10 protein-coding genes are annotated in these 11,422 nt (G+C 64.5%); 8 read left to right on the top strand and 2 right to left on the bottom strand.

Going from position 1 to position 11,422, the window contains the following annotated elements:
* Nucleotides 1-222: 222 nt before the first annotated feature.
* Complete coding sequence (locus I6F35_RS14840; protein ID WP_225118413.1) at nt 223-1,293, top strand: glycosyltransferase family 4 protein; 1,071 nt, start codon at nt 223-225, stop codon at nt 1,291-1,293.
* Between the two features lie 87 nt (nt 1,294-1,380).
* Here I6F35_RS14840 and I6F35_RS14835 read toward each other — a convergent pair whose 3' ends face one another.
* Nucleotides 1,381-3,315 (bottom strand): alkyl sulfatase dimerization domain-containing protein, encoded by a 1,935-nt coding sequence (locus I6F35_RS14835; RefSeq protein WP_225118412.1) that lies wholly within the window; start codon nt 3,313-3,315, stop codon nt 1,381-1,383.
* Between the two features lie 93 nt (nt 3,316-3,408).
* Nucleotides 3,409-4,419, bottom strand: a complete 1,011-nt coding sequence (locus tag I6F35_RS14830) for an ABC transporter substrate-binding protein (protein ID WP_225118411.1) — start codon at nt 4,417-4,419, stop codon at nt 3,409-3,411.
* Nucleotides 4,420-4,518: 99 nt separating this feature from the next.
* Here I6F35_RS14830 and I6F35_RS14825 point away from each other — a divergent pair, with 99 nt between their 5' ends.
* The 7 genes from I6F35_RS14825 to I6F35_RS14795 all read left to right on the top strand — a co-directional run bounded on the left by I6F35_RS14825 (nt 4,519) and on the right by I6F35_RS14795 (nt 11,293).
* Complete coding sequence (locus tag I6F35_RS14825; RefSeq protein WP_225118410.1) at nt 4,519-5,166, top strand: TetR/AcrR family transcriptional regulator; 648 nt, start codon at nt 4,519-4,521, stop codon at nt 5,164-5,166.
* 119 nt (nt 5,167-5,285) lie between these two features.
* Nucleotides 5,286-6,056 carry an ABC transporter permease gene (locus tag I6F35_RS14820; protein ID WP_225118409.1) on the top strand — a complete coding sequence of 257 codons (771 nt, stop codon included), beginning with the start codon at nt 5,286-5,288 and terminating at the stop codon, nt 6,054-6,056.
* An 18-nt stretch (nt 6,057-6,074) separates the two neighbouring features.
* Nucleotides 6,075-7,112, top strand: a complete 1,038-nt coding sequence (locus tag I6F35_RS14815; protein ID WP_225118408.1) for an NAD(P)-dependent oxidoreductase — start codon at nt 6,075-6,077, stop codon at nt 7,110-7,112.
* Nucleotides 7,099-7,920: a GNAT family N-acetyltransferase gene (locus I6F35_RS14810; protein WP_225118407.1), complete on the top strand. Its 822-nt coding sequence runs from the start codon at nt 7,099-7,101 to the stop codon at nt 7,918-7,920. The genes I6F35_RS14815 and I6F35_RS14810 overlap by 14 nt, the downstream gene beginning before the upstream one ends.
* A gap of 8 nt (nt 7,921-7,928) precedes the next feature.
* The gene (locus tag I6F35_RS14805; RefSeq protein ID WP_225118406.1) at nt 7,929-8,984 is read left to right on the top strand and encodes a dihydrodipicolinate synthase family protein; all 1,056 of its coding nucleotides are present in this window, start codon (nt 7,929-7,931) and stop codon (nt 8,982-8,984) included.
* A complete protein-coding gene (locus I6F35_RS14800; protein WP_225118405.1) occupies nt 8,972-9,757 on the top strand; it encodes an ABC transporter ATP-binding protein in 786 nt (261 codons plus the stop codon). Before I6F35_RS14805 ends, I6F35_RS14800 begins: the two co-directional genes overlap by 13 nt.
* 144 nt (nt 9,758-9,901) lie before the next feature.
* Complete coding sequence (locus I6F35_RS14795) at nt 9,902-11,293, top strand: MFS transporter (protein ID WP_225118404.1); 1,392 nt, start codon at nt 9,902-9,904, stop codon at nt 11,291-11,293.
* The last annotated feature ends 129 nt before the right edge of the window (nt 11,294-11,422 follow it).

Here is an 11,422-nt window from a genome sequence, read left to right as displayed (position 1 = left end):
GTATCGCGAAGCCATCACTGCGCAACAATTCTGCAGCATCGATAGTTGCGAAAATTTGTTCGCGGCAGATGGCATCAGCAAGACCAGACTGTGAAGGAAGAAAGAACGACCCGCACGTCAAAGGAACTTCGCACGTGCGAATACGTTCCCGTTACGGCATGCCGGTGCCGGACAAATGGGGTTGGGCTTGGTTATCTCACATCACACAGAGGAGACGAAAACATGCGCATCGCGCAGGTTGCGCCGCTGACGGAGGCTGTTCCCCCGAAGCTCTATGGCGGCACGGAACGGGTCGTGCACTGGCTGACCGAAGAACTGGTCACGTTAGGCCACGACGTTACCCTGTTCGCTAGCGGGGATTCCCGGACCTCGGGCAAGCTGGAGGCGACCTGGCCGAAGGCGTTGCGCCTGGATGGATCGGTTCGCGACCCCAACGCGCTGCATATGGTGCTGCTCGAGCGTGTCCGACAGAAATGCGATCAGGAGGAGTTCGACTTCCTCCACTTCCATTTGGACTATTATCCGTGGTCGTTGTTCCAGCGGCAGCCGACGCCTTTTGTGACCACCCTGCACGGCCGGCTGGACCTGCCCGAACACCAGCCGGTGTTCGACACGTTCCCGGAGGTGCCTGTCATCTCGATCTCCAACGCCCAGCGCCGCCCGGTGCCGCAGGCGAACTGGGTATCGACGATCCACCACGGTCTGCCGGAGAACCTGCTGACGCCACAGGCGGTCACCCCATCCTATCTCGCGGTGCTCGGTCGTATCGCGCCGGAAAAGGCGGTCGACCGCGCCATCAAGATTGCGATGCGCTGTGGCATCCCCTTGAAAATGGCGGCAAAGGTCGACCGCGCCGACCAGGAGTATTATGACGCGTGCATCCGCCCTCTGATCGAGGGCAATTCGCTGGTCGAGTTCATCGGCGAAATCAGCGATCGCGAGAAGCCGGAGTTCCTGAGCGGCGCCATCGCGCTGTTGCTGCCGATCGACTGGCCGGAGCCGTTCGGCCTCGTGATGATCGAGGCCATGGCCTGCGGTACGCCGGTGATCGCCTACAATCGCGGCTCGGTGCCGGAGATCATTGAGGATGGCCTGACCGGCTTCATCGTCGAAGATGAGACCAGCGCGGTCGGCGCGGTCGGCCGGCTGCCCGCGTTAAGCCGACAGACGATCCGTCAGCGGTTCGAGGCGCGCTTCACTGCGCGTCGCATGGCGCTCGACTATCTCAACGCCTATCGCGACCTGATGGAAGCGGCCTCGCCGCGCGTCAGGCTGGTCGCAAGCGCGGAGTAAGGTGCCGTAGGTGCGGTAGGGGTGGGCAAAGGCGCGCAAGCGCCGTGCCCACCTTTCGCGCTCTGCCCGTGATGGTGGACACGCCAGTCAACTTACCGTCGTCCGCTTCGGCTCGACGATCTCGAACATCCGCGGAAACTCATCCATCAGCATCATCAGTTCGGCAAGCCGCATCGCGTTGCCGCTGACGCTGATCCTGCCGCCGGCGACGGCTTCCGGAAACGTCGTCAATTTGGCGATGACCTCGTCGAGCGTGCTGCGCGGCAGCGTGAATGCCGCATCGGCGTCGTCGGCCTGTGCGTCGGCGGCGCAGGTCAATGCCCAATTCTCCAAATTGAGGATGAAGGTCTCGTTGGTGTCAGTGAACGTCCAGTTCAACACGATGCGCTTGCCCTCGGCCTTTGGACCGTTGAGGCGAATGCCGAGCACGTCCCAGAGCTGCTCGGTGCGGAGCGCGGCAAGCGTCTCGCGCGGCATCGCCGGTCGTGCCGGCGCCTTTGGCATACCCTGCCGTAATTCCTGCGCGCCGAACAGATAGCTGTTGCGCCAGGTCGCGCTTTCCGCGGCATAGCCGAGCTGCTCGAACGTATCGGCGAGCAGCGCGCGAGCCGCAGCATTATCCGGCTCGGCGAACACCAGGTGGCTTACCACCTGCGCGACAAAGCGGAATTCGCCGTTGGCAAAATCCTTGCGCGCCCGCTCCAGGATCGCGTCCGCGCCGCCCATATACTCGACATATTTCCTGCCGGACTCGGTTGGCGGCAGCGGATCGAGATTGACGGGGTTGGCGTCGTACCAGCCGAGATATTTCTGGTAGATCGCCTTCACATTGTGCCTGATGTGGCCGTAATAGCCGCGCCCATGCCAGGCGCCCTCAAGACTTTTCGGCAGACGAATGGTCTCGGCGATTTCGCTCGCGGTGAGCCCATGGTTCATCAGGCGGACGGTCTGGTCATGCGCGAACTTGTAGAGATCGCGCTGCTGGCGGATCATGGTGTCGATCCGCTCCCGCCCCCACACCGGCCAATGATGCTGGCCGCACATCGCCTCTGCCTTGCCGCCCCACATCCTGAGTGCCTCGCCGAGATATTTCGACCACGCCAGCGCATCGCGCACATCCGCGCCGCGGAACGGCAGCAGATTGTGGAAATTATGGGTGCAGTTTTCCGCGAGGTTCAGCAGCTTGTAGCGCGGCAGGTAGAAGTGCATCTCCGCCGGTGCCTCGCTGTTCGGCGCCATCTGGAATTCGAATTCGACGCCGTCGATGGTGCGCGTATCTCCGGTGGCGAGGATCAGGTCGGTCGGCCGCAGCAGCGCCACCGATCCCGCTGCCATCGACTTGCCGAGGCCGCAATCCACCTGGCCTCGCGGCCCCTTCGCCAGGAAGGGCCCGAACTGATACTGCGCCCGCCGCAGCATCGCGGGGCCAGCGATGATGTTCTCGGAAACCGCGTGCTCCATGAACAGGTCGGGCGCGATGATCGGCACCTCGCGGCTCGCCAATGTCTCGTCATCGAGCACCCCGCGGACCCCGCCCCAATGATCGGTATGGGTATGCGTGAAGATGACGGCCACGACCGGACGCCTGCCGCGATGCCTGAAGTAGAGCTCCATCGCGGCGCTGGCGCCCTCGATCGATGTGAGGGTGTCCACCACGATCACGCCGCTGTCACCCTCGATCAGCGTCATGTTGGCGATATCGAGGCCGCGCACCTGGTAGACCCCGGGCACCACCTCGAACAGGCCGTGATGCATATTCAGTCGCGATTGCCGCCACAGGCTCGGATTGACGGTGGGCGGGGCATCTTCCGCAGCCAGGAACTGATAGGGCTCAAGGCTCCAGACCACCCTGCCTTGCGCGGTGGTGATTTGCGCGTTGTCGATGGTGCCGAGGAAGCCGCGCGCGGCGTCGTCGAAATCGGCGGTGTCGTAGAATGGCAGCGCGTCCAGCATCGCCGCCTGTTGCGCGACCACGGAGGGCGAGGCGTCCTTGGAAGCTTCGCCGGCGATTGTCTCGGTCATCTCTGGTCCCTCCTGCCCGACGGTTCGGTCCGGCTGTGAAGAGGGATTTATGAGCGTGCGGCTTCGGGCGTCAAATGCGTTCTGCAGCCCGCGCTACTTCTTCACCTTGCTCGCATCCATCTTGATGCCGGTATCCAGCATCTTGGTGGAAAACGCCGTGCTCACGTCGAACGGCTTTTCCATGCCCAGGTACGTGTGCACCAGGTCATAATCCTTCTTCATCCGCTCGGCGTCGATCCAGCCGAGCGCCCTGGTCGTGGTAAATTCGTCCGTCATCAGGAACTTGATGCGCTCCCACTGCCGCTCCTGGTTCTCCCGGTCGAGGCCGGAGACCTGGTCGAGCAGCGCCTTCAGGCAGGGGGCGACGTCAGCGACGCAGGCGGCGTAGGCCTTCTGCGTGACCCGCACGAATTCCTCCGCCAGCTTCGGATTCTTCTGAAGGAACGCGCCGTTGACGATCAGCGAATTGCCGTACGGATTGAGCCCGATGTCCTTCCAGTTGACATAGCCGAGGTCGGCGCCGAACTCGATCACCTTGAGATCGTGCTCGTTGTAGAAATCGCTGATGATATCGACCGTATGGCTCTTCAGCGCCGCTATCTTCGCAGTCGGGCCGACATTGACGAAACTCACGGCGTCCGGCGCGATGCCGGCGGCCTTGGCGAAGGCCGGCCACATCACGCGCGAGGCGTCGCCGGGCGGATTGCCGATCTTGTGACCGGGAAAGTCCTTCACGCTGTTCACGCCATAGCTCTTCAGCCAATAGAAGGTCTGCCCGGTGTTGGCGTAGATGCTCATCAGCGCCACCACATCGGCGCCCTTGCTCTTTGCCACCAGCATGGTCGCGAGGTCGGCAATGCCGAACGGCGAGCCGCCGGAGCCGACCTTCAGCGACGAGACGCCGGAGCCCTTGCCGGTCTCGATCGTGAGATCGATGCCGGCCTTCTCGTACCAGCCCTGCGCCTTGGCGTAATAGAACGGCGAATGATCCGCCGTCGGGGTCCAGTTCAGGATCAAATTGACGGATTCGGCGGCGCGCGCCGGCGCAACTGACGCGGCCAGCGCAAAGGCAAACGCCAGGGCTGCAAGCTTCGAACCCTTCATCGCAACTCTCCTTGTGCGCAACCCGGCCTTGTCGCTGCTCGTTTGTGACGTTACCAATGCAACAAGGGACAAGTGCAATTGTCAACTGTTTGGTTGGAAATGCTGAAGAGACGATCCGACGACACAAAGCCGCAGCGGCGCGACCCCGTCGCCACGCAACAGAAACTCCTGACCGCGGCGCGGCGCGAATTCGCTCAGAACGGGCTCGCCGGCGCCAGGGTCGACGAGATCGCGGCCAGGGCCGGCGTCAACAAGCAGCTCGTCTACCATTATTTCGGGGACAAGGACGCGCTCTACCTCGCCGTGCTCGAATGGGTCTATGAGGAAATCCGCGAGCAGGAGCGCAAGCTCAACCTGGAGGGGCTGCCGCCGGAGCAGGCGATCAAGAAGCTGATCGAGGCGTCGTTCGATCACCTGGCGGCCCATCCCGACTTCATCGTGCTCCTGAACGACGAGAACCGCGGCGGCGCCCGGCATGTCCGCGGCTCCCGCCGGCTGGAGGCCATGCACTCGCCGCTGGTCAGCATGGTCTCGAAGATCCTGAATGAAGGCGTGCGCGCCGGCGCGTTCCGGCGCGGCATCGATCCGGTCCACCTGTATATCTCGATCGCGGCGCTCGGCTATTTCTTCTTCTCCAACACGCCGACATTGTCGGCGATCTTCGGCAAGGACCTGTCGAGCACGGCCGCGCGGCGAGCCCGGCGGCGGCACGTGACCGATCTGGTGATGCAGTCGCTCCGGCCATAGCCGCTGCCACCGCCGTCCATCGGTTCCCCACAATCAACCAGATGGTTGAAAGATTGATGCGACCCGACTAGGCTGACAGCCGACGGCCGGGGTGCCGCGGGGTTTCGAAGGAGCAATTGGTGTTCGGTGACGGCGGGCGATCCAGGCGGTCCATCGCGATCATCCTGATCGTGCATCTTGCCGTGATCGTGCTCTGGCAGGTCCTGGTCGACGCGTTCCAGGTGCCGAAATTCATCCTGCCTTCGCCGCTCGCGACCGTCGCGACGCTCGCTTCGGCCAAATATGCCTGGCTGTCGAACCTGCTGGTCACCGCGGCCGAGATCCTCGGCGGGTTCTGCCTCGGCGCGCTGGTCGGTGTCGCGCTCGCCGTCATCTTCAGCTGGTCGCCGCTGGTGAGCCTGTTGCTGCTGCCGCTGTTCGTGACGCTGAACATGATCCCGAAAGTGGCGCTGGGGCCGCTGATCATCGTCTGGTTCTCCTACGGCATCATTCCGAACATCCTGATTGCCTTCAGCATCTGCTTCTTTCCGATCCTGCTGACGACTGCGCGCGGGCTGCGCGAGGTGGAACCCGACCTGCTCGATCTCGTCAAATCGTTGCGCGGATCGCGCTGGACGCTGTTCCGGAAAATCCAGTTGCCGGGATCGCTGCCCTACGTGTTTTCGGGCATGAAGGTCGGCGCCATTCTCGCGGTTGCCGGCGCCATCGTCGGAGAGTTCATCGCCTCCGAGCGCGGCCTCGGCTATCTCATGATCCAGGTGCAGTCCTCGCTCGATATGCCAGCCATGGTGATGGCGGTCGTGCTGCTGACGCTGCTCGGCGTCGGGCTTTATGGCCTGGTGCTGGCACTTGAACGACTGTTCGTGGTCTCCGACATCCGGCTGCAATAAGAAACGAAGGGACGAACCATGCTGCTCACGCGCGAAACCCTGCCGAAGACGATCCCGGATATTGCAGCGCTCGACGAGTTGCTGTGCAGGCCCAGTCAGGCCTTGATCGACGATCTCGGCAAGGTCGACGGCGACATCATGATCCTGGGCGTCGCCGGCAAGATGGGACCGACGCTGGCCGGCCTCGCCAAGGCCGCCGCACCGGATCGCCGCATCATCGGCGTCGCCCGCTTCAGCGATCCTGCAGTGAAGGGCTGGCTCGAGAAGCGCGGCATCGAGACCATCAATTGCGACCTCATGGACGAGATCGCGATCAAGACGCTGCCGAAGGCGCCCAACATCATCTTCATGGCCGGCCGCAAATTCGGGGCCGAGGGCGACCCGTCGCTGACCTGGGCGATGAATGCGCATGTCCCCGCGCTGGTCGCGCAGGCCTTCCCCACCTCGCGGATCGTCGCGTTCTCGACCGGCTGCGTCTATCCCTTCGTGCCGGTCGACGGCAAAGGCTCCGACGAGAGCATGGCGCCGAACCCGCCCGGCGAATACGCCCAATCCTGCGTCGGGCGCGAGCGCATGTTCGAGTATTTCTCGAAGAAGTTCGTAACGCCCGGCCGCCTGTTCCGCCTGAATTACGCGATCGACATGCGCTACGGCGTGCTGCACGACATCGCGACCAAGGTGCTTTCGGGCACGCCGATCGACGTCAGCCTCGGCCATGTCAATTTCATCTGGCAGGGCGACGCCGCCGCGCAGGCGCTGCGGTGCCTTGCACATTGCACGGTGCCGACCTCGCCGATCAATGTCAGCGGCCACGAGATCCTTGCGGTGCGCGATCTCGCCGCCAAGTTCGGCGCGCGGTTCGGCCGCGAGCCCGTGATCGTCGGCAACGAAGAGCCGACGGCGTGGCTGACCGACACCTCGCAGGCGGTCAGCCTGTTTGGCCCGCCGGTCGTCGACACCGAGCAGTTGATCGCCTGGACTGCGGACTGGGTGGCGCGCTCGATGCCGAGCCTCGGCAAGCCGACCAAATATGAGGTGCGCGATGGCCGATACTGAGCCCGTCGCCATCGTCGAACTCGGCGTCAACGACGCAGCCGCCGGCCTGGCGCTGTCGACCGAGGCGCGCTGGAACCAGAACGAAGCCGACTGGCGCTTCTTCCTCACCAACGGCATCGTGTTCGGCGTCCGCGACGGAACCCATCTCGTCGCAACCGCGGCGCTGCTGCCGTATTCCGCCGGCAATGCCTGGATCAGCATGGTGCTGGTGACCGAACGCTGGCGCCGCCGCGGCATTGCGACCCGGCTGGTCGATGCCTGTCTCGACGCAGCAGGACAGCGCGGGCTCACCACCTGGCTCGACGCGACGCCGGCGGGCGCCACGGTATACGGTCCACTCGGCTTCACACCGACATTGGAGCTTCGGCGCTTGCGGCTCGAACATTCAACGCACGAGGCGCCCGCGACGCTCGCGACCTCCGATATCGGCGCACTGAGCGCGCGCGACCGGCGCGCCATGGGATTTGAGCGCAATGCCTTGCTCGCCGAATTCGGCGCGCGCTCGAAGTCGCGCATTCTATCCCACGGCAACGCGATAGCGCTCGTGCGCGACGGCCGCATCGCGCGCCATATCGGGCCATTGTTCGCGGACAGCGGTGCGGACGCTCTGGCGCTGGTCGATGCAATCAGGCGAACCGAAAGCGGCCCGTTCCTGATCGACGCGATCGCGTCGCAGGAGCCATTCATCGCCGGATTGACCGGCGCCGGCTGGAACATCGAGCGGCCGTTCCAGCGCATGCGGTTCGGTCGCGCCACGGCGCAAAGCGAGGAGCTTCCCTTCGCTGTCGCCGGCCCGGAATTTGGATAGGATTGACCATGCACCAGAGCGAGATCAAATCCGAAATACGCAAGCTGATCGCCGACGGCACCGTGCTGCCCGCGCACCCGCTCGCGCTCGACGCCAATCGCACGCTCGACAAGACGCATCAGCGCGCGCTGACGCGCTATTATATCGACGCCGGCGCCGGCGGCCTTGCGGTCGGCGTCCACACCACGCAATTCGCGATCCGCGAGGTCGGGCTTTATCGGCCCGTACTCGAGCTTGCCGCCGAGACGGCGGCGAACTGGACGACGCGGCCACTGGCGATGGTCGCAGGCCTCGCCGGCCCGACGCAGCAGGCGATCTCGGAAGCGCGCACCGCGCGCGATATCGGCTATCACGCCGGCCTGCTCAGCCTCGCCGCGATGAAGGCTGCGTCGGAGGACGACATCATCGCGCATTGCCAAGCGGTCGCGCGCGAGATCCCGCTGGTCGGCTTCTATTTGCAGCCGGCGGTTGGCGGCGTGGTGTTGAGCGCGGATTTCTGGCGGCGCTTCGCGGCGATCGACAATGTGATCGCGATCAAGATCGCGCCGTTCAACCGCTATCGCACCCTCGACGTGCTGCGCGGCGTCGCCGCGGCTGGTGCCCTCGACCGCGTCGCGCTCTATACCGGCAATGACGACCACATCCTGCTCGACCTCGCTTTGCCGTTCGACCTGCGCGAGAACGGCGTCACCACCCGCACTTACTTCAAGGGCGGCCTGCTCGGTCACTGGTCGGTGTGGACGCAAACGGCAATCAGGCAATTCGAGATGTGCAGGGACGCGCGCCACAAGGATAGCGTGCCTGCCAATCTGCTCGCGCTCGATGCTCGGGTGACCGATTGCAACAGCGCGTTCTTCGACGTCGCCAACAATTTCCACGGCTGCATCGCCGGCTGTCACGAGATCCTCCGCCGCCAGGGCTTGATGGAAGGCATCTGGTGCCTCGATCCGAATGAGGGCCTGAGCCCGGGCCAGATGCAGGAAATCGACCGCGTCTGCCGCGAGCATGCCGATCTCAGTGATGACGCCTTCGTCGCCGCGAACCTGCAGAAATGGCTGGCATGACGGCCGAGCCTTTCATCAGCCTGCGCAATGTCCGCAAGGTCTATCGGTCCAAGGGAGCCGAGTTCCTCGCCGTCTCCGACGTCACCATGGATATCGCCGAGGGCGAACTGGTGGCGCTGGTCGGACCATCCGGCTGCGGCAAGACCACCGTGCTGAAGATCCTTGCCGGCCTGCACGGCGCCGATGGCGGCACGATCAAGATCGGCAACGCGAAGACGCCGTTCGATCCGGCACGCGATATCGGCATGGTGTTCCAGCAGGCGCTGCTGCTCAAATGGCGCACCATCCTGGACAACGTGCTGCTGCCGGCCGAGATCGTCGGCCTGCCGATGAAGGCCGCGCGCGCACGCGCCCGCGACCTCTTGAAACTCGTCGGCCTCGCCGGCTATGAGGACAAATATCCGCAGCAGCTTTCCGGCGGCATGCAGCAGCGCACCGCGATTGCGCGCGCCTTCATCCATGATCCCAAACTGATCCTGATGGACGAGCCGTTCGGCGCTCTGGATGCGCTGACACGCGAGCAGATGAATCTCGAAATGCTCCGGATCTGGCGCGAGAGCGGCAAGACCATCATCTTCGTCACCCACAGCATCCAAGAAGCCGTGTTCCTGGGCTCCCACTGCGCCGTGCTCACCGCGGGGCCGGCGCGGATGGCGGAATATTTCCCGATCGAATTGCCCTTCCCTCGCGCACTGCCGATCAAGACGACCGACGAATTCGGCGCCTATGCCCGGCGCATCTATGCCCGGCTCGGGCTCAGCGCGAACGCCTGATCCATCGCGCCCGGACGGCTTACGCCGCGCAAGCAGGCAGAATTGCGCATACGCATCATGCAACCGCATGCCTGTGGCAACCCACGCGCGCGTAGTACATGGCTGGAAGGGCGGGATCCCGTCCTTCCGGAGAATCTGACCACAATGGATATGCTCGCGGCGAAGGCGCCAGTCGCGCCGGTCATGGACGGCTTGCCGCCCGAGCGGCGGCGGTGGGCCGTTGCCGCGATCTTCACCGCGCTCGCGATGGCTTCGCTCGACACTGCGATTGCCAACATCGCCCTGCCGGCGATCGCGACCGATCTCCAGGTCAGCCCGGCGGATGTGGTCTGGGTCGTCAATGTCTACCAGATCGCGCTGGTCGCGACTCTGTTGCCGCTCGGCGCCCTTGGGGAAATCGTCGGCCATGAGCGCATCTATGTCGGCGGCCTGCTCCTGTTCACGCTGGCCTCGCTCGGCTGCGCGCTCGCATGGTCGCTCGAGAGCCTTCTGATTGCGCGAGCGCTGCAGGGACTCGGCGCCAGCGGGCTGATGAGCGTCAACACCGCGCTGGTCCGCTACGTCTATCCGAGCAGGATGCATGGTCGCGGGTTCGGCCACAACGCGCTGGTGGTTGCGACCGCCTTCACGCTCGGGCCGACGATCGCCTCCGGCATCCTCGCGTTCGGAACCTGGCCGTGGCTGTTTGCCATCAACATCCCGTTCGGCCTGATCGCGCTGCTCATCGGGATGAAGACCTTGCCGCCGACGCCGCGCGCCGTGCATGCCTTCGACTTCGCCGGCGCAGTGCTGGCGGCGGGCTGCCTCGGCCTGTTCATCATCGGCATCGGCAGCGCCGCGCACAAGACATCGCCGACACTGGTGCTGGTTGAGCTTGCGGGAGCGGTCCTGCTGGGCTGGCTGTTGATGCACCGGCATCGGGATCATCCGGCGCCGATGCTCCCGATCGACCTGTTCCGCCGGCCGATGTTCGCACTGTCCGCGGTGACCGCGGTCTGCTCCTTCGCGATCCAGGGCCTCGCCTTCGTTTCGCTGCCGTTCTATTTCGAAGCCGTGCTGATGCGGTCGCAGGTCGAGACCGGATTCTTCATGACGCCTTGGCCATTGGTTGTCGGCATCATGGCACCTATCGGCGGCCGATTGGCTGACCGCTATCCGGTCGGCATCCTCGGCGGTATCGGGTTGATCCTGCTCGGCATCGGCATGACGCTCTTGGCGACGCTGCCCGCCTCGCCCAGCATGCCCGATATCGTCTGGCGCATGGTGATCTGCGGGATCGGATTCGGCTTTTTCCAGACGCCTAATATGAAGGCACTGATGACGAGCGCGCCGCCCCACCGCAGCGGCAGTGCCAGCGGCATCGTCGCCACCGCGCGCCTGACCGGGCAAACCATCGGCGCTGCGCTCGCTGCCTTCTGCTTTGCCATCGCCGGGCACGAAGGCGCCACTTACGCGCTCGCGCTTGGCGCTGGATTTGCGGCGCTCGGAAGCGCGATGAGCTTCCTGCGACTGGCCGTCGCGCCCAAGGGCGCATGACCCTGCGCCGGGCACAAGAGATAGAGAACACCGCATCACCGTCTTTGTTCCTGCCTCATCGCCTACGCATTTTCTTGATTTGAATCGTTCTAGCGGCCGGGTCACACTCGCAGCGAGGTCCAGTTGGTG

Origin of the sequence: Bradyrhizobium sp. BRP22, from assembly GCF_020194175.1 — a bacterium.
Classification (GTDB): domain Bacteria; phylum Pseudomonadota; class Alphaproteobacteria; order Rhizobiales; family Xanthobacteraceae; genus Bradyrhizobium.
This window is presented reverse-complemented; position numbering and strand designations above follow the sequence as displayed.